This is a genomic window from Pseudomonas siliginis, from assembly GCF_019145195.1.
Classification (GTDB): domain Bacteria; phylum Pseudomonadota; class Gammaproteobacteria; order Pseudomonadales; family Pseudomonadaceae; genus Aquipseudomonas; species Aquipseudomonas siliginis.
In genome coordinates this window covers 131,524-157,000 of record NZ_JAHSTW010000002.1, presented here as the reverse complement: position 1 = coordinate 157,000, position 25,477 = coordinate 131,524, and the positions used below count along the sequence as shown (strand labels likewise).

The window sequence follows — 25,477 nt, the reverse complement described above, 5'->3', positions numbered from 1 at the left end:
CTGAAACGGCTCGAAACCTGTGTGGGGCATGGCGCGGTTCGCGATTCGATGGACGTGTTGAAAGGGCAAGACGCTTGGGGCCAGGTTTCGGATGAACGTCCGTCGCCTCTGGCCACGAAAGCGAATACGCAACGCCATTTCGGCAGGTTCGGGCTTTTTTCGGAGTGTCTTTATATCACCCGCCGGTCGGCTGCCAACTAACCGATTGGTCGGGTTCCGTGATGCCTTGTGTTCTTCTCTCGCACTGCCTGGAGCATTTGTGCCATGAGTTCTGCCTCGCTAATAAAGACCCCGCCCGAGAAGGTGACGGTCAACGGTTGGGTGTTCTACACCTCGACCGCGTTGATTCTGTTGTTGACCGCCATTCTGATCATCGCCCCGCAAGAGGCCGGCAGAATGTTGGGCATGGCCCAGGCCTGGTTGTCGCGCAGCTTCGGCTGGTACTACATGGTGGTGATCGCCGCCTACCTGGTGTTCGTGGTCGGTCTGGCGTTTTCCTCGTACGGCAAACTCAAACTGGGCAGCAAGGACGACACCCCGGATTTCAGTTACGGCGCCTGGGCGGGGATGCTGTTCTCGTCGGGCATCGGCATTTCGCTGTTGTACTTCGGCGCGTCCGAGCCGCTGGATCACTACTTCAATCCGCCGGAAGGCACCTCGGCCAGCAATCTGGCCGCGCGTCAGGCAGTGCAACTGACCTTCCTGCACTGGGGCCTGCACGGCTGGGCGATCTACGCTTTGGTCGGCCTTGCCGTGGCGTATTTCGCCTATCGGCATAATCAGCCGCTGGCGTTGCGTTCGGCGCTGTATCCATTGGTCGGCGAGCGTTGGGTCAAAGGCGCCGCCGGGCACGCGGTGGATGGCTTCGGCATGTTCGTGACCCTGCTGGGGCTGGTGACCAACCTGGGGATTGGCTCGCTGCAAGTGTCGTCCGGGCTGGAAAACCTGTTCGGCATGGAGCACAGCAACACCAACCTGCTGATCGTCATCATCGTTATGAGCACCGTGGCGACCATCGCTGCAGTGTCGGGTGTGGAAAACGGCATTCGTCGTCTGTCCAACCTGAACATCGTGCTGTTCAGCGGCCTGCTGATTTTCGTTCTGCTGTTCGGCCCGACTTTGCACCTGCTCAACGGTTTCGTGCAGAACATTGGCGACTACCTCAACGGCGTCGTGCTGAAGACTTTCGACCTGTACGTCTATGAAGGCGACAGCGCCAAGTCCGACCGCTGGTTGGGCCTGTGGACGCTGTTCTACTGGGCCTGGTGGATTTCCTGGGCGCCATTCGTAGGCATGTTCATTGCGCGGATTTCCCGTGGCCGCAGCGTGCGTGAACTGGTTGCTGGCGTGCTGCTGATTCCGCTGGGCTTCACCTTGGCGTGGCTGTCGATCTTCGGCAACTCGGCGCTGGATCTGGTGATGAATCAGGGCGCGGTGGAGCTGGGCAAGACGGCGCTGGAACAGCCGTCGATGGCGATCTATCAGTTGCTTGAGCATTACCCGGCGTCGAAAGTCGTGATTGGTGTGTCGATTTTTGTCGGTTTCGTGCTGTTCCTGACCCCGGCCGACTCCGGCGCGGTGATGATGGCGAATCTTTCCTGCAAGGGCGGCAACGTCGACGAAGACGCGCCGCACTGGCTGCGGATATTCTGGTCGGTGGTGATCACGCTGGTGACCATCGGCCTGCTGTTCGCTGGCAACTTCGAAGCCATGCAGACCATGGTCGTGCTGGCCGGCCTGCCGTTCTCGGTGGTGCTGATCTGTTTCATGTTCGGCCTGCACAAGGCGATGCGCCAGGACGTGCAGATCGAACAGGAGCAAGCGCAACTGGCCGAGCGCGGACGCCGTGGTTTCAGCGAGCGCCTGACGCAACTGGATCTTCAGCCGAGCCAATCGGTGGTGCAGCGCTTCATGGACAAGCACGTCACCCCGGCGCTGGAAGATGCAGCAGCGCAATTGCGCAATCAGGGCATTGAAGTGCAGACGCTGCTGGGCAAAGCCAAGCGTTGCATGGGTGTGCGGGTCGAGATGGAAGAGGGCAACCCTTTCGTCTACGAAGTGAGCCTGGATGGTTATCTGGCGACCCCGACCGAGTCGGCGCAGTCCGATGAAGCGCGTCAGCGTTATTACCGCGCTGAGGTGTATTTGCACAATGGCAGTCAGGACTATGACTTGATGGGCTTCACGCCGGAGCAGATTACGCGGGATGTGCTGGATCAGTTTGAAAGCCATCGGCAGCTTCTTGGCCGGGTGTATAGCTAAACCTTGAGATTCAGCGGTGCAGTCAGCTGCACCGCTGAACCATTGTGGCGAGGGGATTTATCCCCGTTGGGCTGCGAAGCAGCCCTGAAACCGTCAAACGCGGTTTTACTCAATTACCGCGATTGACGACTTGGGGCCGCTTCGCGCCCCATCGGGGATAAATCCCCTCGCCACAGGTTCTCTGTTTGCAGTTGAATATCTGTACGAACAAAAACGCCGCGAGAGTATCGCGGCGTTTTTGTGTCTGTGGGGGTTACCCCAGATTCTTGCCCAACAGCGCGTGATACAACTCGCTGTCGCCGAGAATCCCCACCACATGATTGTTATCGTGCAGCACCAGCTTGTTGCCGGTCTGATAACGGATCTGCAGCGCATCACGCATGCCGATGTTCGAGTCCACCAGTGTTGGCTTGCGCTCCAGGCCTTCCACCGCTTGGCCAGGTGCCCAGTTCTGCAGGTTCAGCACCGAGCCGTTCTGCCGTGCGCCTTTGATGGTGTTGCCTTCGGCCAGGTCCAGCCACGAGTCGCCGCCAGGATCCAGGCACACCGAGCCGTTGATGCGTTTGCACTTGTCCAGCGTGCGCATCAGGCTGCGGCCGCAGAGCACGTTGAGCGGATTGGTGTGGGCGACGAAGGTGCGCACATAGTCGTCCGCCGGGTTGAGCACGATCTCTTCCGGCACGCTGTACTGGATGATCCGGCCGTCTTTCATGATCGCGATGCGGCTGCCGAGTTTGAGTGCTTCATCGAGGTCGTGGCTCACAAACACGATGGTCTTGCTCAGCTTGCGTTGCAGTTCCAGCAGTTCATCCTGCAGGCCCTGGCGGATCAGCGGGTCGAGGGCCGAGAACGGTTCGTCCATCAGCAGAATGTCGGCGTCCATGGCCAGCGCGCGGGCGAGGCCGACGCGCTGCTGCATGCCGCCGGATAGCTCATCAGGCTTCTTGTTGCGCCATTGGGTCAGGCCGACCAGTTCGAGTTTCTCATCGACCAGTTTCTTGCGTTCCTTCTCCGGTCGACCCTGCATTTCCAGACCGAAACTGATGTTCTCGCGCACTGTCAGCCAGGGCATCAGGGCGAACTTCTGGAACACCATGGCAATGCGCTTGGTGCGCATCATCTTCAGCTCGGCGGGCGTGCAGGACGCGATGTCGATCTGGCGGTTTTCATGCTCGACGAACAGCTTGCCGCGGCTCACGGTGTTGAGGCCGTTGATGCAGCGCAGCAGGCTCGATTTGCCCGAGCCGGAGAGGCCCATCAGCACGCAGATCTCGCCTTTGTTGATGTCCAGCGTGGCTTTTTCCACGCCGACGATCTGACCGGTCTTCTTCAGGATCTCGTTGCGGGTCATGCCCTGATCGAGCAGCTTGAGTGCCTCGCGCGGGTCTTTGGAGAAGATTACGTCGACGTCTTCGAAGCGAATTATGCTCATGCGTCACCCCCTACTTTAGCGTCGGGTTGTTTGCAGATACGGTCGAGCATGATCGCCAGCAGTACGATTGCCAGGCCTGCTTCGAAGCCCAGCGCAATATCAGCAGTGTTCAGTGCGTTGACCACCGGTTTGCCGAGTCCGTCGGCGCCGACCAGTGCCGCGATCACCACCATCGACAGCGACAGCATGATGCACTGGGTGATGCCGGCCGCGATGCTCGGCATGGCGTGCGGCAATTCGATCCTTGAAAGCAATTGGCGACGCGAGCAGCCGAAGGCCTTGCCGGCGTCCATCAGTTCTTGCGGGACATCACGGATGCCCAGGTAGGTCAGGCGGATCGGCGCCGCGATGGCGAACACCACCGTGGAGATCAGGCCCGGAACCACACCCAGCCCGAAGAGGGTCAGGGTAGGAATGAGGTAAACGAAGGTCGGTACGGTCTGCATCAGATCGAGCACCGGCCGCATCATGGTATAGAACATCGGTTTGTGCGCGGCGACGATGCCCAGCGGCACGCCGATCAACACGCAGACCAGGGTGGCGAACAGCACCTGGGCGAGGGTTTCCATGGTTTCCTGCCAGTAACCCAGGTTGAGGATCAGCAGGAACGAGGCGACCACGAACGCGGTCAGGCCCCACTTGCGTTGAATCAGATGGGCAATGATGGCAATCAGGCCAATCAGCACCAACGGGTTGAACCAGGTCAGCGCAAACGTCACGCCGTGGATCATCGTTTCCAGTGTCACGGCGATTGCGTCGAAGGTGTTGGCGCCGTGTTGCGTCAACCATTCGACGAAGCCCGCGATGTACTGGCCTAAAGGTATTTTCTGATCAATCAGCATGGTAGTGAACGTCCGCATGCAAGGAAATTAACAGCCCGGGCAGGTACGCCTGCCCGGCATAAGCGGTGCCCCTCAAATCAAGGCGCGAGCTTGGCTTTCACGGCCTCCAGGCCTGGTTTACCGTCAATGGTGGTCACGCCAGCGAGCCAGGTATCGAGCACCTGTGGATTCTTTTTCAGCCAGGCCTTGGCGGCCGCGTCAGGCTTCATCTTGTCGTCGAGGATGTTGCCCATCAGTTCACTTTCCATGTCGACGGTGAACTCCAGGTTTTTCAACAGCTGACCGACATTGCTGCATTCTTCGGCGTAACCCTTGCGGGTGTTGGTCGCTACGGTGGCTGCGCCGAAATCGGGGCCGAAGAAATCGTCGCCGCCGGTCAGGTATTGAATCTTGAAGCGCTTGTTCATCGGGTGCGGTGCCCAGCCGAGGAAGACCACGGCGGTGTCGCGCTTCTGCGCCCGGTCGACTTGCGAGAGCATGCCGGCCTCGGAAGATTCGACGATCTTGAAGCCAGCGGTTTTCAGGCCGAAGGCATCCTTGTCGATCATGCTCTGGATCAGCCGGTTACCGTCGTTGCCCGGCTCGATGCCGTAGATCTTGCCGTCGAGTTCTTTCTTGAATTTGGCGATGTCGGCGAAGTCATGCAGGCCTTTGTCGTACAGGGCTTGCGGCACGGCGAGGGTGTATTTGGCACCCTTGAGGTTGGTGCGCACGGTGTCGACGGTGCCGGCATCGCGATACGGCTTGATGTCGTTCTCCATGGTCGGCATCCAGTTACCGAGAAACACGTCCATGTTCTTGCCGTCGGCCAGCGACTTGTAGGTCACGGGCACGGAGATCATGGTGGTCTTGGTCTTGTAGCCGAGGGCGTTGAGAACAACGGAAGTGGTAGCGGTGGTGGCGGTGATGTCGGTCCAGCCGACATCGGAGAAGTTAACGAGGCTGCACTGTGCCGGTTCTGCGGCTTGCGCCAGTAACGGCAGACTCAGCAGGGCGGCCAACAACAACGACGGGGAACCTTTCATGGATGGACTCCTTGGTGTTTTTTTTGGCAGTGTTCCGACTGTGGACCACCGCACTTATGGGTTGCGGTTGGTGGCGTTCTGACGACAGCTCTACCGCAGCGCCTTGCAATCGAGTCATCCCGATCATGTACCAGTGAAAATCTGACGCCTACAGGGAGGGTCGTATCCAGTACAGGGATGGTCGCTTCCAGTGTCGGTGACGTCGCTTACAGCTTTTTTCCGCCCCCGATGACCTGCTCGACTGCATAAAAACGGCGTATTTGCGGGGCGAAAACGTAACGACGCTGCTGGACATGACTGCGTCGGTGTCAGACGCCGAGCGCGCCGACAAAAGCCCGATGATGCCGGCATTCGGCGGATCGCAGCTTGAGCGTAGCAGCTCCGCCAGCGGGCGCTTTTGCCGCCCGGACCGGTATTCTCAGGAGCTTCGCAGCAATGGCTATCAGCGTTTTCGACCTGTTCAAAATCGGCATCGGCCCTTCCAGTTCCCACACCGTCGGACCGATGCGCGCCGCCGCATTGTTCGTCGAGTCGCTGCGCGGCAAGCACCAGTTGGAACAGGTGCGGCGCATCGAGGTGCAGTTGTTCGGATCGCTGTCGGCCACCGGCATCGGTCACGGCAGCGACAACGCGGTGATCATGGGCCTGATGGGCGAGTGGCCGGACGCAATCGACCCGGTGCAGATCGGCCCGCGCATTCAGGCGCTGCGCGAAACCCATACGCTTTTATTGGATGGTCGCCTGTCGGTGCCGTTTGTGTGGGCGCGGGACATGCGCCTGATCGATGAAAACCTGCCATTCCATCCCAACGCCATGACGCTGGTGGCCGAAGGCGAGTTCGCTGAGCTGCACCGTGACACCTACTATTCGGTCGGCGGCGGCTTTGTCGTTGATGAGGCGCAAGCGGCCAGCGGTGTGGTCGATCTGGATCGCACCGAATTGCCTTACGACTTCTCCAGTGCGGTCGAGCTGCTGGAGTTGTGCAAGAAACACAACCTGCGCGTTGCCGAACTGATGATGGCCAACGAAAAGGTCTGGCGCAGCGAAGAAGAGATCCGTGCCGGGCTGATGAAGCTGTGGCGGGCGATGCAGGATTGCGTCGAGCAAGGCCTCAAGCACGAAGGCATTCTGCCCGGCGGCTTGAACGTGCGGCGGCGGGCGGCGAAGTTGCACCGCAGCCTGCAAGAGCTGAACAAACCGAACGTCATCGGCTCGACCCTGAGCGCCATGGAGTGGGTCAACCTGTTCGCCCTGGCCGTCAATGAAGAGAATGCCGCTGGCGGGCGTATGGTCACTGCACCGACCAACGGCGCGGCGGGGATCATCCCGGCGGTGCTGCACTACTTCATGAAGTTCAGCGAAGCGGTCACCGACGCCAACGTCGTCGACTATTTCCTCTGCGCGGCGGCAGTCGGCATTCTGTGCAAGAAGAATGCGTCGATCTCGGGGGCCGAGGTCGGCTGCCAGGGCGAGGTCGGTTCGGCCTGCGCTATGGCAGCGGCGGGGCTGGCGGAGATTCTCGGCGCCACGCCCGAGCAATTGTGCAACGCGGCGGAAATCGGCCTGGAGCACAATCTGGGCCTGACCTGCGACCCGGTCGGTGGCCTGGTGCAGGTGCCGTGCATCGAGCGCAATGCAATCGCGGCAGTGAAAGCGATCAACGCGGCGCAAATGGCCCTGCGCGGCGACGGGCAGCACTTTATCTCGCTGGACCGAGTGATCCGCACCATGCGCGATACCGGCGCCGATATGCATGACAAATATAAAGAAACTTCGCGCGGTGGCTTGGCGGTCAGTGCGGTTGAGTGCTGAGCCAGCCACACCGGGGTGAATGCTTCGCGAGCAGGCTCGCTCCCACAATAGATCTCCAGTGAACACAATATTTGTGGACCCCAGATTCCAATGTGGGAGCGAGCCTGCTCGCGAAGGCCCCAGACCAGTCAAAACTGCTCGACAAAAGAACACCTCGATCCAGCCGCGCCACCTTTTGGCGCGTCGCATTCAGACATGCGTCATTGTCTGTCGTGACTCGTCAGTCGTTACCTGACCGTCCGTCGCCCGTGCTTGCGGTGACACTCTGTGCAAATCCTCTGCAGGCCAGTTCCCACAAGTGCTACCGATCTGCTCACGGGCTGCGCGGCAGGGCTCTCGCGGCATCTGATGGCACTTCGAAATGGCGTGTTCCGAGGTCTCGTATAGACGCGTCGCGAGGTCGTTTTCAGGAGTTATTGAATGGCCGTCCAATTTCAGGCACGGCAATTGCTCTGTCATAACAAAGCCTGCTTTCTCTGTGAGACGCGGGCAATAACAAGAGCCTCCGCCTGAGGCCGCCACCCGCTTTGTGTGAGGAGATACCGCGATGACGTCGTTCAACTCCGGGGCCCAACCCCAGAACCGTGCGCCTCAATCCATCGGCTTTCTGCTGCTGGACAATTTCACGCTGATTTCCCTGGCGTCCGCCGTTGAGCCGCTGCGCATGGCCAACCAGTTGTCCGGTCGCGAGCTGTATCGCTGGAGCACCCTCACCGTCGATGGCGGCCAGGTCTGGGCCAGTGATGGTCTGCAGATCACTCCCGACGCCTCCATGCACAAAGCACCACCTCTGGACACTGTGATTGTCTGCGGCGGCATTGGCATTCAACGCACCGTGACCCGTGAACACGTCTCGTGGCTGCAAAGTCAGGCGCGCCAGTCCAAGCGTCTGGGCGCGGTATGCACCGGCAGTTGGGCGCTGGCCTGCGCCGGTCTGCTCGATGGCTTCGATTGCAGCGTGCATTGGGAATGTCTGGCGGCGATGCAGGAAGCTTTCCCGCGCGTGGCCATGAGCACACGCCTGTTCACCCTCGACCGTAACCGCTTTACCAGCTCCGGCGGCACCGCGCCGCTGGACATGATGCTGCACCTGATCAGTCGCGATCACGGTCGTGAACTGTCGGCAGCGATCTCGGAAATGTTCGTCTACGAGCGCATCCGCAATGAACAGGATCACCAGCGCGTGCCGCTCAAGCACATGCTCGGCACCAACCAGCCGAAGCTGCAGGAAATCGTCGCGCTGATGGAGGCCAATCTGGAAGAGCCGATCGATCTGGATGAACTGGCGGTGTATGTCGCGGTGTCGCGTCGACAGCTGGAGCGGTTGTTCCAGAAATACCTGCACTGCTCGCCGTCACGCTATTACCTGAAGCTGCGCCTGATCCGCGCCCGGCAACTGCTCAAACAGACGCCGATGTCGATCATCGAGGTGGCGTCGGTGTGTGGGTTCGTCTCCACGCCGCACTTTTCCAAGTGCTACCGCGAGTACTTCGGCATCCCGCCGCGTGACGAGCGTGTCGGCTCCAACACCACCCAGCAAGTGGCGATGTTGCCACTGCCGCAGGCCATCGTGATGTCGCCGCTGTCGGGGCCGATGTCGGCGCTGAGTCAGGCGCGCAATGAGTCGACGTTTGCCAGCGTAAGGCTGTAAAGCAAAAGATCGCAGCCTCCGGCAGCTCCTACATTTGGAATACGTTCCCCTGTAGGAGCTGCCGAAGGCTGCGATCTTTTGATCTTTTCTCAGGCGCTGTGGGACTGCTGATAATCCGAGAGGGCCGGCAACAATTGCTTGTCGATCGCCTGACGCACCGCCGGCTGAATGCTGGCGCCGCTGGTGTACATGTCCTTGACCATCTTGCGCAGTTCGAATGCGCGAACATTGTCCAGGCCACGCACCGCACACTCGCAGGCCTGCTCGGCGGTGGTACCGCTCGGCACCTGAATACCCAAGGCCTTGAGCTGGCCCAACAGATCTTCCTGGTCAATCAAATCGGCGTACATCATTACGCAAATCCTTCTGTGGCAACGGAGGTCTTGGCTCGATTCTGGTGGCCCCGACCGGACGCGGCAAGGGCGTTTTGTCGCGGTGGCCGGGACGACTATGAACAGGTCGTTTTCGGCTAACCGACTGGATTGTCGACTAGGCACACTGGCCCCAGCTCGCTTCACGAAGGTTTGGTCACCCTCGCCTGGCAGCTCCTCAACAGTACCCTCCTCAGCTCCGATCCTGTCACGGCTTGATCGGAGTTTTTTTTGCTTGTGAATCAGCCAGAGATTTGTTGTTCCCAATGACGCTTTCGCGAGCAGGCTCGCTCCCACTTTGCAATGCGTACCTTTCTGGGAGCGAGCCTGCTCGCGAAGAACGATGACGCGGTTCAACGTTGCAACACCAGAATCCGCGACAACAACTCATCCCGGTCGACATAGCAGCCCTGAAAATGCCGCGCCCCGGTGGCTGGATCAAAGGCATTGCGCGCATGCAGCGTGCGGCGGTTGTCAAAGCACCACAATTCGCCCGGCTTGAGCCGCTGCATCAGCCGGAATCGCGGCTCGCGGGTCATCGCAATCAAGCGCCGATAGGCTCGATACAGCAGCGGCATCTGCGCCACCGACGTATCGAACGCCCCGCGCAGAAAGTTGGCCATGCGAATCTCCGCCACCCGGCCCAGCGCATCCACAGCGATGACCGGCGCCAGGCAGCGATAGTCGCTGTGCCGGTCCTTGTTGCGAAATTCCACAGGGATTTCGCACAGGGCCTCAAACAGCTGCGGCTCCTCCTGACGCAAGGCGTCGGCGATCGCAAAACCATCGACGAAAATGCTCTCGCCACCCTCGGCATCATTCACCAGGCAATGCAGAAATTGCAGCCCCGGTTGCAGCTCGCGAGTCGGCAAATCCGTGTGCAATGGCAGGTTGAAGGCGGTGTAGGCGTTGCTGTCGGCGTCGGCTTTGGATTGCACATTGAACAGCACGCCGAAGTTGCTTTCGCGGATGAACGAAATCCGTTGCGCGATGAGCTTCAGCGAGCCCAGCTCGGTGGGCACGCCGCGCACTTGGGTCAGGCCGATGTCGCGCACGGCGAGCAACCATTGCAGCAGCGCGGCGTTGTCGTTCATCAGCGCGGTGTAGTCGAACACCGGCAACTGCAGATCGCTGTGCCACAAACGGGGCTGCGGTTTGCCGGCCAGGCGTTCGGCGCGGGATTCATCGTCATAGGCATGTGCGCGCAGCCAGCCCGGATCGAAGCGGCTGAGGTGACCGTCCTGCCAGTCGATGCGCAGGCAACCATCGGTGTCGATGCGCGTGGCCAGCGGTTGCAAATCCTCGGCGGCATCGACGCTTTCGAAGACTTGCTCGCGAGTAACGCTGTAGACACATTGATCACACGGGCAATTGTCGCGCAGCCATATGTGGTGAAACGGGCTGACACGTCCGTCAGCCCATTCGATGACAACGCGATCCGCCAGACCCTGCACGCCACCGAGCGCGCTGATCAACGGATAAGTACGAAAATCGGCAACAGCGACGGCGGTGTTCATGGCGGCTCCTTGGCAGTGGGGATTTACCGAGCGGGTGGCAGCGCGATCACGCGGCCGATGTAAGCGGGAGCGGGCAGGTCGGTCTGATCGGCGACGATGGCTTGCAGGCGATGCAACGTATCAGGGCTGAACGGCGCCGAGCGCGGGCCGGCGAGGTCGACGTGCAAAAGCATCTGTTCATTGCCGGCCAGCGCTTGCTCATCGCCGATTTTGTGCAGGCTGTGGTAGAGGTGCAGGCGCTTGCTGTCGTGGCCGATGATTTGCGTGCGCACTTCCACCTCAGTGGCGATCTTCACTTCGTGCAGGTAATTGAGGTGCAGCTCAAGGGTGAACAGCGAATGGCCGCTGGCTTCGCGGTTGCTGCTGTCCATGCCGAGGCGGTCCATCAGCGCATCGGTGGCGTAGCTGAAGATCAGCAGGTAGAAGGCATCGCGCAGGTGGCCGTTGTAGTCGACCCAGTCGGGGATGATGGTGGTTTGGTAGGTGGTGAGGTGGGGCATGGTCTCTCCTGGCGGCGATCGTTCCCACGCTCTGCGTGGTAACGCCTCCTGTGACGCTCTGCGTCACGCTTCTGGGACGCGGAGCGTTCCCGGGCTGCATTCCCACGCAGAGCGTGGGAACGATCAGGTGGCGGATTATTCGCTGAAACTCATTCCGTGCTTCTCTTTGGTGGTCTTCACTGCGTCGAGCACCGCCAGCAAACAATCATCACGATAGCGCTCCAGCGCCGAAATGCTGTGCCGACCGAGCTGATCAGTGGTGCCATCGACCACATCATCGATCAACTTGTCGGTCAGCTCCGGTGCCGGCAGATACGTCCACGGCAACTGCAACGCCGGGCCGAATTGCGACATGAAGTGGCGCATGCCGGCATCGCCGCCGGCCAGGGTGTAGGTCAAGAACGTGCCCATGAACGACCAGCGCAGACCAGCGCCAAAACGGATTGCATCGTCGATCTCGCCGGTCGTCGCGACGCCGTCGTTGACCAGGTGCAACGCCTCGCGCCACAGCGCTTCGAGCAGGCGATCGGCGATGAAACCCGGCACTTCCTTGCGCACATGCAACGGGCGCATGCCGAGGGATTGGTAGACTTGCATCGCCGCTTGCACCGCCTCCGGCGCGGTGTTTCTGCCGCCGACGACTTCGACCAGCGGCAACAGATAAACCGGGTTGAACGGATGCCCGACCACGCAGCGTTCAGGGTGCGTCGAACTCTCGTAGAACTCGCTGGGCAAAAGGCCTGAAGTGCTGGAGCCGATCAGCGCATCGGGCTTGGCGGCGGCGCTGATCTTGCTGTGCAGGTCGAGCTTCAGTTCCAGCCGTTCCGGGGCGCTTTCCTGGATGAAATCGGCGTCACGCACACATTCCTCGATGGTTGCGACAAAGCGCAGACGATCCTGCGAAGCACCCGGCGCCAAGCCGTTTTTTTCCAGCGCGCCCCAGGCATTGGCCACGCGTTGGCGCAGTGCCGCCTCGGCGCCGGGCGCCGGGTCCCAGGCCACTACATCAAGTCCGTGGGCGAGGGCGCGGGCGACCCAGCCACTGCCGATGACACCGCTGCCGAGAGCGGCAAAGGTTTTGATTTCAGTGATAAAGCGCATGGTGATCTCCTGAAGAGTTCGGTGATCCCTGTGGAAACTCTGTTCTCGTGACGAGGGGATTTATTCCCGATCGGCTGCGAAGCAGTCGTAAAACCTGTGCTCTCGGTCTATCTGATGCCGCGGTTTGTCAGGTTTTGGGGCGGCTTCGCCACCCATCGGGGATAAATCCCCTCACCACGAAATTTATGTTCACAGGGAGAAAGGGCGAGGTTCAGCCGCGCTGAATCAGGCCCATTTTTTTGCGACCTTCTGCGGGTGTGAGCACGCGGGCACCGAGGCGGCTGAGGATTTCCGTGGCGCGTTCGACCAGTTGGCCATTGGTCGCCAGCACCCCTTTGTCCAGCCACAGGTTGTCTTCCAGGCCGACCCGCACGTTGCCGCCCAGCAGCACCGCTTGCGCCGCCATCGGCATCTGCATGCGGCCGATGCCGAAGCCGGCCCAGACTGCGTCGGCGGGCAGGTTGTCGACCATGGCTTTCATCGTGGTGGTGTCGGCCGGCGCGCCCCACGGGATGCCCAGACACAGCTGGAACAACGGGTTGTCGAGCAAGCCCTCCTTGATCATCTGCTTGGCGAACCACAGATGCCCGGTGTCGAAAATCTCCAGTTCGGCCTTCACCCCCAGTTCGGTGATGCGCTTGGCGCCGGCGCGCAGTTGCGCCGGGGTAGAGACGTAAATGGTGTCGCCGTCGCCGAAGTTCAGCGTGCCGCAATCGAGGGTGCAGATTTCCGGCAGCAGTTCTTCAACATGGGCGAGACGGGTCAGCGGACCGACCAGATCGGTGTTCGGGCCGAACTCCATCGGGTTCTCGCCAGGGCCGATTTCCAGGTCGCCGCCCATCCCGGCGGTGAGGTTGACGATGATGTCGACGTCCGCCTCGCGGATGCGCTCCATCACTTCGCGGTACAGCGCCACGTCACGGCTGAACTTGCCGGTCTGCGGGTCGCGCACATGGCAGTGCACGACGGTGGCGCCGGCCTTGGCCGCTTCCACCGCGGCAGCGGCAATCTGCTTCGGGGTGACCGGCACGTGTGGGCTCTTGGCGGTCGTGTCGCCAGCACCGGTAAGTGCGCAGGTGATGATGACGTCGTGGTTCATGGTGCGTTTCCTTCAGGCGTGATGGGTCTGTCCGCAGCCCGTGGCGGGGCTGCGAAGCGTGGTTCAGTTGCCTCTCCCATCTGGGAGAGGGGGGTTCAATAAAGGTTATTTGCTGGTCAGCTGGAGGTTTTCGGCAGCCGGTTTGCCATCGAAAGTCGTCACACCTTTAAGCCAGCGCTGTTTGTCTTCGGGGTGATCCTTGAGCCACTGCTTCGCCGACTCGAAGGCATCCTTGTGATCGAGCAGCGGCTGCATCATCCGGCTCTCGGATTCGGCGGTGAAGGTCAGGTTGGCCAGCAGGCGGCCGATGTTCGGGCATTGCTCGGCGTACTTCGGTGACGTGACCGTCCACACCGTGGCCATGCCTTCGTTCGGGCCGAGGGCGTCTTCGCTGCCGGTCAGATAGGTCATCTGAATGTTGACGTTCATCGGGTGCGGCGCCCAACCGAAGAACACTACGGCTTCCTTGCGGCGCACGGCGCGATCGACGGCGGCGAGCATGCCGGCCTCGCTCGATTCGACCAGCTGGAATTTGCCCAGACCAAACTGGTTCTTGGCGATCATCGCCTTGATCTGCGTGTTGGCGCCCGAGCCTGGCTCGATGCCGTAGATCTTGCCGCCCAATTCCTTCTCGAATTTGGCGATGTCGGCGAAGGTTTTCAGCCCCTTGTCGGCCAGGTACGTCGGCACGGCGAGAGTGGCGCGGGCATCTTTCAGGCTCGGTGCTTCGAGCACTTTCACCTGATTGGCCTCGACGAACGGCGTGATGGTCTGGGTCATCAGCGGGTTCCAGTAGCCGAGGAACAGGTCCAGGCGCTGATCGCGAATCCCGGCGAAGATGATCTGCTGGGAGGCGCTGGTCTGTTTGGTGTTGTAGCCGAGGCCGTCGAGCAGGACCTGGGTCATGGCACTGGTGGCGATCACGTCAGTCCAGTTGACCACGCCCATGCGTACGTTCTTGCAGGAGGCCGGTTCGGCTGCCATTACGCCGGTGCTGAAAAAAGCGGTACCGCTGAGTGCAAGAACGCAGCTGCTGATCAGTCGTTTCATGTCGGGTTCCTCGGCAGTTCGATTATTGTGGTTCCCGGCATCTGCGCGCCGGTGAGGCCAAGTTACGCAGCTATGCACCCGTGAAAGCGCACTGCGGCGACTGGCATTTGCACTGTAGCGACCTGCACGCTTGAACGCCGCCGATAATCGGCGTATCAACGAGCCACGCGACCCGCCAACCGAGTGCGCCCATGTCCCAGGATTTCTACTTTTTGCTGATGCCGGGGTTCTCCGCCATCGGCTTTATTTCCGCGATCGAACCGTTGCGCGTGGCCAACCGCTTTCGCGGCGAGTTGTACCGCTGGCATGTGCTCAGCGCCGATGGCGGCGCGGTACTGGCCAGCAACGGCATGTCGGTCAACGCCGATGCGGCGCTGGAGCCGCTGAAGAAAGGTGCGACCTTGCTGGTGGTGGCCGGCTTCGAACCGCTGAAGTTCATCACGCCGACGCTGGAGCACTGGTTGCGCAGGCTGGACAACGAAGGCGTAACCCTCGGCGCCATCGACACCGGCAGCTTCGTCCTCGCCGAAGCGGGCCTGCTCGATGGCCATCGCCTGACCCTGCACTGGGAGGCGATCGATGCCTTCAAGGAATCTTATCCACAGCTCAGCGTCACCCAGGAGCTGTTCGAGATCGACCGGCGGCGGATCACTTCGGCGGGAGGTACGGCCTCGATTGATCTGATGCTCGACCTGATCGCCCAGGCCCACGGCCCGCAACTGGCGATTCAGGTCAGCGAGCAGTTTGTGCTCGGGCGCATCCGCCCGCGCAAGGATCACCAGCGCATGGAAGTCGCCACGCGTTACGGCATCAGCAACAAGAAACTGGTGCAGGTGATCGGCGAAATGGAACAGCACAGCGAACCGCCACTGACCACGCTGCAACTGGCGGAATCGATCAAGGTGACCCGGCGGCAACTGGAGAGGTTGTTCCGGCTGCACCTGAACGATACGCCGAGCAACTTCTATCTGCGGTTAAGGCTTGAGAAGGCCCGGCAATTGCTGCGCCAGACCGACATGAGCGTGCTCGAAGTCAGCATTGCCTGCGGTTTTGAATCTCCGTCGTATTTCACCCGCAGTTATCGCGCGCGTTTCGCCCGCTGCCCCCGGGAAGACCGGCGTACCGCGCAGGCTTGAATGGTTTCAGCAACACCCTAGAACCCTGTGGGAGCGGGCTTGCCCGCGATGAGGCCAGCACATCCAACATTGTTATTGCCGGACACACCGCCATCGCGGGCAAGCCCGCTCCCACAGGTTCGAAGGTGATTTCGGGAATCGGGTTATTTCTTCACCAACGCCGAACACGCCGCTTTGTAAGCCTCATGCTGATACTTGTTCAACGTCCCCGGCAGCTCGAAATTGTGCTTCTTGGCCTGGGCATTGATCGTCTGCGGCGACAGCAGCGTCACCTCACAGCCATCAAGCAACTGAAACACGCCCTCAATCTTGAACGTCGTCGGCCCACCGGCAAATTCACCCTTCTTGCTGCGCTTCTTGATCGCAATCCGGTCCACCGAATTCTCCCGCACAAACGACGCCACCTGCGCCGCGAAACGTTTGACGTTGGCCGCCTCGTCATCATCCTCGAGAGCGATTTTCTTGGTGCTGAGGGCGATATGGCTCAGGACCGAACCGTCGAGCGCAGCCACGGCGATGATCGCTTCGCTGCCTTTGATTTCAATGCCGCAGATGTTCATGGGCGAGTGACCTTATGAGCGAGTTGGATGGCGGTCATGTTGACGCAGTCGGGCGGTCAAGTCACCTCGTGTCGGTGCCGCAGCGGAGCAGTACCGCTGGTCTGAAATCGTTATTGACCTGTAATTTCTGACAGTAGACGCGCTTCCGACTGGCGCCTAGCTTGGTTGTCGGAGGATTGGGACGAATGTCGACCTTTTCCACACCTAACCTCGCTCAAGGGATTGAAGACATGAAGCTGCGCAAGAATATTCGTTCGCTGACCCCAATCGAAAAAGACAACTTCGTCGATGCCTGCCTCCAGCTCAAACAGTCAGGTCAATACGATGAGTATGTGCACCTGCATCACCAAGTCATGAAGCCCACGGTTTTGCCACATGAACCAAACGATCCAAACTACCGTAATGGCGCTCATAGGGGGCCTTCGTTCCTGCCCTGGCATCGGGCATTTTTGCTGAAGTTCGAAAATGACCTTCAGGCGATTAACCCTTCCATCACGATTCCGTACTGGAACTGGACTGAAGATGCTGCCGATCCGCTCAATTCTCCGGTATGGGCTGAGGATTTTATGGGGGGTAATGGTGTAGAGCGCGAAGACTGGCGTGTAGCAACGGGGCCGTTTGCTTATGAAAATGGCAAGTGGCCGGTTCCCTCCTATCCGGATGATGATTTGCCAGGTCTTGGTCTGAAGCGCCAGTTCGGGCTGGTCGTGAACTCTTTGCCGACACCGCAAGATCTGCAAATGGCGTTACGTGAAAGCCTTTACGACACCCCGCCTTATGATTCCGGCCCGACTGTGCGCGGCTTCCGCAACCGTCTGGAAGGCTGGATCACCCAGCGCGGTGATCCGCAGGTAACCACTCCGGGTTCGCAACTGCATAACCGCGTCCACCTCTGGGTGGGCGGCAATATGCTGCCGATGACCTCTCCCGATGATCCGGTGTTCTTTCTGCATCACTGCTTTGTCGACAAAGTCTGGGCAGACTGGCAGTCGCTGATGCTACAGAGCAACGAACATTGGGCGCCGCATTACGCGCCGCTGATCAATGGTCCGAAAGGGCATAACTACGATGACGTGCTCGAGCCGTTTGCTCAGACTGCTCGGTACGTCAGCGATATCGCTGACTTGGGGTACGAATATGAGGGGCCACGTCTGATCCTCGACCATGCGAAATCTCGCTCTCCTTTTCACGACTGACGCGGGCAGGGGTGGCGGTCTGAATGCCTGGCTATTACAGCAGGCAATCACGCCGTAACCGACTAGAGCTCAAGCTGCTCTGAAGTGATTCCAAAGGCCGCCGCAATTTTCTCGCGGGTGGCCTTGCGGGGTTTGGCGACTGTTTCCTGCTGGGCAAACGCCGGTTGCGAGATGCCCATGCGCTTGGCCACTTCTTCCTGAGTCAGGTTGAGATGTTCGCGCCAGGCGCGGATCGGTGTTGCGCCGTCAACCATATGGCTGACCACTTCATGAGGAATCATTGATTTATCCTTTGTATGTTTATTCCTGCCCGATCGACTCCAAAAACTCCGACCGTTCATCACTCATCCGCGCGACACAATCATTCTGCGCAATGGTGAAAGCCTTGCTCCCCGCCGTTGCCGGGAACGCTTCCACCGCGCAATCCGCATCCCGTGTCTTCAACCATTGTTGCTGGGCGGTTTTCAGTTTGGCGGTGATGTCGGCCAGTTGCGTCGGGTTCTTGCCGTAGGCGGTCTGCATGCGTTCGTTGAGGCTGGCGTAGTTGTCTTTGAGCAGGTCTTCGGCGGTGCTGCGGCTGTAGGCGGAGCATTCCAGGGTCTGGATGTCGTTTTCCACCGCGTCGCACGGGTTGTTCTCGGATTCTTCGGCGGCGTGGGCGCCGGTCGCAATCAGTGCCAAGGCGAGGAAGATCGATTTCATTGGGGTCGCTCTAATCCGTTGGTAGGTGCAGGCTGCGGCAGATTCTGGCGTAAGCGCGCGGGCTTGAACAGCCAGCCGAGGAGGGCGGCCGACGACCCTTTGTCGCGGATTGACGCTTTCGGCAATTCCCCTGTCGTTTTTGCACCCGGTCGCCCCGGCACCGAGGCATATGCTGGCCCCAAAGCGCCGGCAGACGATTCGGCGCATGAATCGCCAATAAGGGGACGCCTGATGAGCCCAGCCGAATTACACGCCGACAGCATCGTTATCGACGGTCTGATCATTGCCAAATGGAACCGCGAGCTGTTCGAAGACATGCGCAAGGGCGGTCTGACGGCGGCCAACTGCACTGTGTCGGTGTGGGAAGGCTTTCAGGCGACCGTGAACAACATCGCTGCCAGCCAGAAACTGATCCGCGAAAACAGCGACCTAGTGATGCCGGTGCGTACTACCGCCGACATCCGTCGGGCCAAGGAGCAGGGCAAGACCGGTATCCTCTTCGGCTTCCAGAATGCCCACGCTTTCGAAGACCAGATCGGCTATGTCGAGGTGTTCAAGCAGCTCGGCGTCGGTATCGTGCAGATGTGCTACAACACCCAGAATCTGGTCGGCACCGGTTGCTACGAACGTGACGGCGGCCTCTCGGGTTTCGGTCGCGAAATTGTGGCTGAAATGAACCGTGTTGGCGTCATGTGCGACCTGTCCCACGTCGGTTCCAAGACCTCCGAAGAAGTCATTCTCGAATCGAAAAAACCGGTCTGCTATTCGCACTGCCTGCCGTCGGGTCTCAAAGAGCACCCGCGCAACAAATCCGATGCAGAGCTGAAGTTCATTGCCGACCACGGCGGTTTCGTCGGCGTGACCATGTTCGCGCCGTTCCTCGCCAAGGGCATCGATTCGACCATCGACGATTACGCCGAAGCCATTGAATACACCATGAACATCGTCGGCGAAGACGCCATCGGTATCGGCACCGATTTCACTCAGGGTCACGGCCAGGACTTCTTCGAATACCTGACCCACGACAAGGGTTACGCCCGCCGCCTGACCAGCTTCGGCAAGATCATCAACCCGCTGGGCATCCGCACCGTCGGCGAATTCCCCAACCTCACCGAAACCCTGCTCAAGCGCGGCCATTCCGAGCGCGTGGTGCGCAAGATCATGGGCGAGAACTGGGTGAACGTTCTGAAAGATGTCTGGGGCGAATAAGCCGCCGCACTTCTGAATCCTTTCCCCCGGCCATCCGCGCCGGGGGCAACACACAAAATTTTCTGGAGTTAAGTTTCCATGGCCAAGATCGCCCCGCAATTGCCTATCGAAGTCGACAGCGAGACCGGTGTCTGGACCTCCGACGCCCTGCCAATGCTGTATGTGCCGCGTCACTTTTTCGTCAACAACCACATGGGCATTGAGGAAGTGCTCGGCGCTGAAGCCTATGCCGAGATCCTCTACAAGGCCGGCTACAAATCCGCCTGGCACTGGTGTGAAAAAGAAGCCGAATGCCACGGCCTGGAAGGCGTCGCGGTGTTCGAGCACTACATGAAGCGCCTGTCGCAGCGCGGCTGGGGCCTGTTCAAGATTCAGGACATCGACCTCGACAAAGGCACCGCCAGCGTCAAGCTCGAGCACTCGGCATTCGTCTATGTCTACGGCAAGGTCGGGCGCAAGGTCGATTACATGTTCACCGGCTGGTTCGCCGGCGCCATGGACCAGATTCTCGAAGCCCGTGGCAGCAAGATCCGTACTGTGGCCGAACAAGTCTACGGAGGCTCCGAAGAGGGCCACGATGACGGCCTGTTCATCGTCAAGCCGTTGTAAGCCGAGGAACCCGCCATGGCTTTCGAAGCAATGTTCCAGCCGATCCAGATCGGCAAACTGACCATCCGCAACCGCGTGCTCAGCACCGCGCACGCCGAGGTCTACGCGACTGACGGTGGCATGACTACCGACCGCTACGTCAAATACTACGAAGAGAAAGCCAAGGGCGGTATCGGCCTGGCCATCTGCGGCGGTTCGTCCGTCGTGGCGATCGACAGCCCGCAGGAATGGTGGAGTTCGGTCAATCTGTCCACCGACCGGATCATTCCGCACTTCCAGAATCTGGCCGACGCCATGCACAAGCATGGCGCCAAGATCATGATCCAGATTACCCACATGGGTCGTCGCTCGCGCTGGGACGGTTTCAACTGGCCGACCTTGATGTCGCCCTCGGGCATCCGTGAACCGGTGCACCGCGCCACTTGCAAAACCATCGAGCCGGAAGAGATCTGGCGGGTGATCGGCAACTACGCCCAGGCCGCGCGCCGGGCCAAGGCCGGTGGCCTCGATGGCGTCGAACTGTCGGCCGTGCACCAGCACATGATCGACCAGTTCTGGAGCCCGCGCGTCAACAAGCGTACCGACGAATGGGGCGGCAGCTTCGAAGGGCGGATGAAGTTCGGTCTGGAAGTGCTTAAAGCCGTGCGGGCCGAGGTCGGTGACGACTTCTGCGTGGGCATGCGTCTGTGCGGTGACGAGTTCCACCCGGACGGCTTGTCCCACGAGGACATGAAGCAGATCGCCAAGTATTACGACGACACCGGCATGCTCGATTTCATCGGCGTGGTCGGCTCGGGTTGCGATACCCACAACACCCTGGCCAACGTCATTCCGAACATGAGTTATCCACCGGAGCCGTTCCTGCATCTGGCTGCCGGGATCAAGGAAGTGGTCAAGGTGCCGGTGCTGCACGCGCAGAACATCAAGGACCCGAACCAGGCCACGCGCATCCTTGAAGGCGGTTACGTCGACATGGTCGGCATGACCCGCGCGCACATCGCCGACCCGCACCTGATCGCCAAGATCAAGATGGGCCAGATCGACCAGATCAAGCAGTGCGTCGGCGCCAACTATTGCATCGACCGTCAGTATCAGGGTCTGGACGTGCTGTGCATCCAGAACGCCGCGACCTCCCGCGAGTACATGGGCGTGCCGCACATCATCGAGAAATCCACCGGGCCGAAACGCAAGGTGGTGATCGTCGGTGCCGGCCCGGCCGGGATGGAAGCCGCGCGCGTGGCTGCTGAGCGTGGCCACGACGTCACGCTGTTCGAGAAAAAAGACTTCATCGGCGGGCAGATCACCACCGCATCGAAAGCACCGCAGCGTGACCAGATCGCCGGCATCACTCGTTGGTTCCAGCTGGAACTGGCGCGCTTGAAAGTCGATCTGCGCCTGGGCACGGCGGCGGATGCCGACACCATCATGGACCTGCGTCCGGACGTGGTGGTGCTGGCGGTCGGCGGTCATCCGTACCTTGAGCAGAACGAACACTGGGGCGCGACCGAAGGGCTGGTGGTCAGCAGCTGGGACGTGCTCGACGGCAAGGTTGCGCCGGGCAAGAACGTGCTGGTCTACGACACCATTTGCGAGTTCACCGGCATGTCGGTCGCCGACTTCCTCGCCGACAAGGGCAGCCAGGTCGAGATCGTCACCGACGACATCAAACCGGGCGTGGCCATCGGCGGCACGTCGTTCCCGACCTACTACCGCAGCATGTACCCGAAAGAAGTGATCATGACCGGCGACATGATGCTGGAGAAGGTCTACCGCGAAGGCGACAAGCTGATCGCGGTGCTGGAGAACGAATACACCGGCGCGAAAGAGGAACGGGTGGTCGATCAGGTGGTCGTCGAAAACGGCGTACGCCCGGACGAAGAAATCTACTACGCGCTCAAGGACGGCTCGCGCAACAAGGGCCAGATCGACGTCGAAGCGCTGTTCGCGATCCAGCCGCAACCTTCGCTGAGCGAAGCGGGCGACGGCTACTTGCTGTTCCGCATTGGCGATTGCGTGGCGCAGCGTAATACACACGCCGCGATCTACGACGCACTGCGGTTGTGCAAGGATTTCTGACGGCTTGCACCAAACCCTGTGGGAGCGAGCCTGCTCGCGAATGCAATCTGTCAGTTGACGATGATGTCGACTGACTCACCGCTTTCGCGAGCAGGCTCGCTCCCACAGTAAAGCGGATCGTGTTTCTCCAGGTTGCACTGGTGGGAGCTTCACCTATGTTGAACACCCTTCTTCCAATCCTGTTGTTCGCAGCCCTGGGCCTTGCGGTCCTCGGCGCGTTGCGGCGGATGAACATGTGGCGCCGGGGGCGGGCGGCGAAGGTCGATCTGCTCGGCGGTCTGTTGGCCATGCCCAAGCGCTACATGGTCGACCTGCACCACGTCGTCGCGCGGGACAAATACATTGCCAACACCCACGTCGCCACGGCGGGCGGTGCGGTGGCGTCAATTGTGCTGGCCATTCTGGTGCACGGTTTCGGCCTGCATAACCGCATCCTCGGTTACGCCTTGCTGCTGATGACGGCGGTAATGTTCGTCGGTGCGATCTTCGTTTACCTGCGTCGGCGCAACCCGCCGGCACGGTTGTCGAAAGGCCCGTGGATGCGCCTGCCGAAAAGCCTGCTGGCCTTCTCCGCGTCGTTTTTCCTGGTGACCCTGCCGGTGGCGGGGATCCTGCCGGAAAACTTCGGCGGCTGGGTGCTCGCCGCCATCCTCGGTGTTGGCGTGCTGTGGGGCGTGTCGGAACTGTTCTTCGGCATGACCTGGGGCGGGCCGATGAAGCACGCCTTTGCCGGTGCTCTGCACCTGGCCTGGCACCGTCGCCCGGAACGTTTCGGCGGCGGGCGCTCGACTGGTCTGAAGCCGCTGGATCTGAACAATCCCGATGCGCCGCTGGGCGTGGAAAAACCCAAGGATTTCACCTGGAACCAATTGCTCGGTTTCGACGCCTGCGTGCAGTGCGGCAAGTGCGAAGCGGCGTGCCCGGCCTTCGCCGCCGGCCAGCCGCTGAACCCGAAAAAACTGATTCAGGACATGGTCGCCGGCCTCGCCGGCGGCACTGACGCGAAGTTCGCCGGCAGCCCGTATCCAGGCAAACCGATCGGCGAGCATGGCGGCAGTCCGCATCAACCGATCGTCAACGGTCTGGTCGATGCCGAAACCCTGTGGTCGTGCACCACCTGCCGCGCCTGCGTCGAGGAGTGCCCGATGATGATCGAGCACGTCGATGCGATCGTCGACATGCGCCGGCATCTGACCCTGGAAAAAGGCGCGACGCCGAACAAGGGTGCCGAAGTTCTCGAGAACCTTATTGCAACCGACAACCCTGGCGGTTTCGCCCCGGGCGGGCGGATGAACTGGGCGGCGGATCTGAACCTCAATCTGCTCAGTGAGAAGAAATCCACCGACGTGCTGTTCTGGGTCGGCGACGGCGCCTTCGACATGCGCAACCAGCGCACCCTGCGCGCGTTCGTCAAAGTGCTGAAAGCGGCAAACATCGACTTCGCCGTGCTCGGCCTTGAAGAACGTGACAGCGGCGATGTGGCGCGGCGTCTCGGCGACGAAGCGACGTTCCAGTTGCTGGCCAAGCGCAACATCCAGACGTTGGCCAAATACAGCTTCAACCGCATCGTCACTTGCGATCCGCACAGCTTCCATGTGCTGAAAAACGAGTACGGCGCCTTCGATGGCAACTACCTGGTGCAGCACCACAGCAGCTACATGGCCGAGATCATTCAGGCCGGCGCGCTCAATCTCGGTCAGCACAAAGGCAACAGCGTGACCTATCACGATCCGTGCTACCTCGGCCGCTACAACGGCGAATATGAAGCACCGCGTGAAGTGCTGCGTGCACTCGGTATCGAGGTCAAAGAGATGCAACGTTCCGGCTTCCGCTCACGCTGCTGCGGCGGCGGTGGTGGCGCGCCGATCACTGACATTCCGGGCAAGCAGCGTATCCCCGACATGCGCATGGAAGACATCCGCGAGACCGGCGCCGAACTGGTGGCGGTGGGTTGTCCACAATGCACGGCGATGCTCGAAGGCGTGGTCGAACCGCGTCCGCTGATCAAGGACATCGCCGAACTGGTCGCCGACGCGTTGCTCGAGGACGCCGCGCCAAGCAAGCCTGCCAGCCCGACCAAACGTGAACCTGCGGAGGTGCACTGATGAGCGACATTATCCGCCGCGACCCGCGCGCCGAATGGATTGCCCGTAACCGTTTGCACCCGCTGCACGCGGCGATGCAACCGGCGCAACACAGCTGGATGGGTCCCAACGGCGTCATCCGCAAGAATCTGCACGGCATGGGTTTTATCGGCCCTAACGGCATCAAACGCATTGACCGCAGCGGCGCGCAACAGGGTGGGGCGGTCAAACGCTCGGCTGCTGTTGAAGAGCAATTGCCCCTGCATCAGGTTCCGGCCCCGGCGTTCTACATCAGCGTGGTGCCGGATATGGTCGGCGGTCGCCTGAGCAGCCACGACCGTGATCTGCTCGGCCTTGCTCACCAACTGGCCGGCAGAGATGGTGCAGTGCTCGCCGTGGTGTTCGGCGAGCACAAGGAAAGCGCTTTCGAAACCGCGGGCGTTGATCGCTTGCTGGTGCTTGAAGGCGAGGAATTCAGCGGTTATGCACCGGAGCAGCGGGTGCAGGGTTTGCGCGCTGTGGATAACCAATTCAACCCGCGTCACTGGTTGCTGCCGGACAGCCGCAGCGGTGGCGGCGAACTCGGCCGGCGCTTTGCTGCAGCCTTGGGCGAGCGCCCGGCCACGCGGGTCTGGCAGGTCAAGGATCAGGAGTGCATCGGCCGCGCCGGGGCCGGATTGCAAGACCTGGCGCGTCCGGTGGCGCGGTTGATTCTCGCCGCTGCCGAATGCGCGGAGCCGGTCAGCGAAACCCGTCACGAAGCGTTGCCAGTGGAGTTATCCACAAGCGTCGCGCGCAGCTTGTCGCGAATCGAAGATCTTGGTGCCGTGGCGGTGGATCCGGCAGCGATTCCGATGGCCGAAGCGGAATTCATTTTCTCCGGCGGCAACGGGGTCAAGGATTGGCAGCTGTTTCACGAAACAGCGGCGGCCCTCGGCGCCACCGAAGGCGCTTCGCGGGTTGCGGTGGACGATGGCTTCATGGCCCGAGATCGTCAGGTCGGCGCGTCCGGCACCTGGGTCACCGCGCGGGTCTATGTGGCTGTGGGTATCTCTGGCGCGATCCAGCACCTGCAAGGCATTGGCGCTTGCGACAAGGTGGTGGCGATCAACCTCGATCCGGGTTGCGACATGATCAAGCGTGCCGACCTTTCGGTAATCGGCGAAAGCGCAGAGATTCTGCAAGCGTTGATCGAAGCGGTCGCGGCTTACCGCAACGAAGCCAAGCGCGATGCGGCTTAAGG

The 25,477-nt window shown here is 60.8% G+C and carries 21 protein-coding genes and 1 pseudogene; 10 read left to right on the top strand and 12 right to left on the bottom strand.

Annotated features, from left to right (window positions below):
• Positions 1-321 precede the first annotated feature (321 nt).
• Positions 322-2,262, top strand: a complete 1,941-nt coding sequence (locus KVG87_RS04540) for a BCCT family transporter (protein WP_223259140.1) — start codon at positions 322-324, stop codon at positions 2,260-2,262.
• A gap of 253 nt (positions 2,263-2,515) precedes the next feature.
• Here KVG87_RS04540 and choV read toward each other — a convergent pair whose 3' ends face one another.
• From choV to KVG87_RS04525, 3 genes are all read right to left on the bottom strand, one after another.
• A complete protein-coding gene (choV, locus tag KVG87_RS04535; protein WP_016772804.1) occupies positions 2,516-3,694 on the bottom strand; it encodes a choline ABC transporter ATP-binding protein in 1,179 nt (392 codons plus the stop codon).
• Positions 3,691-4,536: a choline ABC transporter permease subunit gene (gene choW, locus KVG87_RS04530; protein WP_016772805.1), complete on the bottom strand. Its 846-nt coding sequence runs from the start codon at positions 4,534-4,536 to the stop codon at positions 3,691-3,693. The genes choV and choW overlap by 4 nt, the downstream gene beginning before the upstream one ends.
• A 77-nt stretch (positions 4,537-4,613) precedes the next feature.
• Positions 4,614-5,561 carry a choline ABC transporter substrate-binding protein gene (locus tag KVG87_RS04525; RefSeq protein WP_016772806.1) on the bottom strand — a complete coding sequence of 316 codons (948 nt, stop codon included), beginning with the start codon at positions 5,559-5,561 and terminating at the stop codon, positions 4,614-4,616.
• A gap of 435 nt (positions 5,562-5,996) precedes the next feature.
• Between KVG87_RS04525 and KVG87_RS04520 the strand changes: the two genes are divergently transcribed.
• Positions 5,997-7,373, top strand: coding sequence for an L-serine ammonia-lyase (locus KVG87_RS04520; protein WP_217849520.1), 1,377 nt, complete (start codon positions 5,997-5,999; stop codon positions 7,371-7,373).
• Positions 7,374-7,920: 547 nt separating this feature from the next.
• On the top strand, positions 7,921-9,024 hold the full coding sequence (gbdR, locus tag KVG87_RS04515; RefSeq protein ID WP_007949927.1) for a choline metabolism transcriptional regulator GbdR: 1,104 nt from the start codon (positions 7,921-7,923) through the stop codon (positions 9,022-9,024).
• Positions 9,025-9,113: 89 nt separating this feature from the next.
• Here gbdR and KVG87_RS04510 read toward each other — a convergent pair whose 3' ends face one another.
• The 6 genes from KVG87_RS04510 to KVG87_RS04485 all read right to left on the bottom strand — a co-directional run bounded on the left by KVG87_RS04510 (position 9,114) and on the right by KVG87_RS04485 (position 14,662).
• Positions 9,114-9,377: a hypothetical protein gene (locus KVG87_RS04510; RefSeq protein ID WP_016772808.1), complete on the bottom strand. Its 264-nt coding sequence runs from the start codon at positions 9,375-9,377 to the stop codon at positions 9,114-9,116.
• A gap of 371 nt (positions 9,378-9,748) precedes the next feature.
• Entirely contained in the window at positions 9,749-10,912 is a 1,164-nt protein-coding gene (locus KVG87_RS04505; RefSeq protein WP_217849517.1) for a gamma-butyrobetaine dioxygenase, read from the bottom strand.
• Positions 10,913-10,935: 23 nt separating this feature from the next.
• On the bottom strand, positions 10,936-11,412 hold the full coding sequence (locus KVG87_RS04500) for a thioesterase family protein (protein ID WP_095181368.1): 477 nt from the start codon (positions 11,410-11,412) through the stop codon (positions 10,936-10,938).
• A 135-nt stretch (positions 11,413-11,547) separates the two neighbouring features.
• Entirely contained in the window at positions 11,548-12,513 is a 966-nt protein-coding gene (locus KVG87_RS04495) for an L-carnitine dehydrogenase (protein WP_076564398.1), read from the bottom strand.
• Positions 12,514-12,724: 211 nt separating this feature from the next.
• Positions 12,725-13,612, bottom strand: coding sequence for a 3-dehydrocarnitine:acetyl-CoA trimethylamine transferase CdhC (cdhC, locus tag KVG87_RS04490; protein ID WP_076564397.1), 888 nt, complete (start codon positions 13,610-13,612; stop codon positions 12,725-12,727).
• A gap of 105 nt (positions 13,613-13,717) precedes the next feature.
• Complete coding sequence (locus tag KVG87_RS04485; RefSeq protein WP_217849515.1) at positions 13,718-14,662, bottom strand: choline ABC transporter substrate-binding protein; 945 nt, start codon at positions 14,660-14,662, stop codon at positions 13,718-13,720.
• Between the two features lie 191 nt (positions 14,663-14,853).
• On the opposite strand from KVG87_RS04485, the gene KVG87_RS04480 reads away from it, so the two are divergent.
• Positions 14,854-15,798, top strand: a complete 945-nt coding sequence (locus KVG87_RS04480; RefSeq protein ID WP_217849513.1) for a GlxA family transcriptional regulator — start codon at positions 14,854-14,856, stop codon at positions 15,796-15,798.
• A 143-nt stretch (positions 15,799-15,941) separates the two neighbouring features.
• Here KVG87_RS04480 and KVG87_RS04475 read toward each other — a convergent pair whose 3' ends face one another.
• Positions 15,942-16,358, bottom strand: a complete 417-nt coding sequence (locus tag KVG87_RS04475) for a DUF3010 family protein (RefSeq protein WP_217849511.1) — start codon at positions 16,356-16,358, stop codon at positions 15,942-15,944.
• A 185-nt stretch (positions 16,359-16,543) separates the two neighbouring features.
• On the opposite strand from KVG87_RS04475, the gene KVG87_RS04470 reads away from it, so the two are divergent.
• A complete protein-coding gene (locus KVG87_RS04470; protein ID WP_225930774.1) occupies positions 16,544-17,554 on the top strand; it encodes a tyrosinase family protein in 1,011 nt (336 codons plus the stop codon).
• Between the two features lie 62 nt (positions 17,555-17,616).
• On the opposite strand, the pseudogene KVG87_RS04465 reads toward KVG87_RS04470, so the two are convergent.
• Both KVG87_RS04465 and KVG87_RS04460 read right to left on the bottom strand, forming a co-directional pair.
• Positions 17,617-17,844, bottom strand: a pseudogene (locus KVG87_RS04465) (helix-turn-helix domain-containing protein); the annotation flags it as partial.
• A 10-nt stretch (positions 17,845-17,854) separates the two neighbouring features.
• The gene (locus KVG87_RS04460; RefSeq protein WP_073476459.1) at positions 17,855-18,256 is read right to left on the bottom strand and encodes a lysozyme inhibitor LprI family protein; all 402 of its coding nucleotides are present in this window, start codon (positions 18,254-18,256) and stop codon (positions 17,855-17,857) included.
• 231 nt (positions 18,257-18,487) lie between these two features.
• Here KVG87_RS04460 and KVG87_RS04455 point away from each other — a divergent pair, with 231 nt between their 5' ends.
• From KVG87_RS04455 to etfA, 5 genes are all read left to right on the top strand, one after another.
• Positions 18,488-19,465, top strand: coding sequence for a dipeptidase (locus tag KVG87_RS04455; RefSeq protein WP_007962626.1), 978 nt, complete (start codon positions 18,488-18,490; stop codon positions 19,463-19,465).
• A gap of 78 nt (positions 19,466-19,543) precedes the next feature.
• Positions 19,544-20,074, top strand: a complete 531-nt coding sequence (locus tag KVG87_RS04450; protein WP_039757633.1) for a 4-vinyl reductase — start codon at positions 19,544-19,546, stop codon at positions 20,072-20,074.
• 15 nt (positions 20,075-20,089) lie between these two features.
• Positions 20,090-22,150: a dimethylglycine demethylation protein DgcA gene (gene dgcA / locus KVG87_RS04445; RefSeq protein ID WP_217849509.1), complete on the top strand. Its 2,061-nt coding sequence runs from the start codon at positions 20,090-20,092 to the stop codon at positions 22,148-22,150.
• Between the two features lie 155 nt (positions 22,151-22,305).
• The gene (gene dgcB, locus KVG87_RS04440; RefSeq protein ID WP_217849507.1) at positions 22,306-24,255 is read left to right on the top strand and encodes a dimethylglycine demethylation protein DgcB; all 1,950 of its coding nucleotides are present in this window, start codon (positions 22,306-22,308) and stop codon (positions 24,253-24,255) included.
• Positions 24,255-25,475 (top strand): electron transfer flavoprotein subunit alpha, encoded by a 1,221-nt coding sequence (gene etfA / locus KVG87_RS04435; protein ID WP_217849505.1) that lies wholly within the window; start codon positions 24,255-24,257, stop codon positions 25,473-25,475. The genes dgcB and etfA overlap by 1 nt, the downstream gene beginning before the upstream one ends.
• The last annotated feature ends 2 nt before the right edge of the window (positions 25,476-25,477 follow it).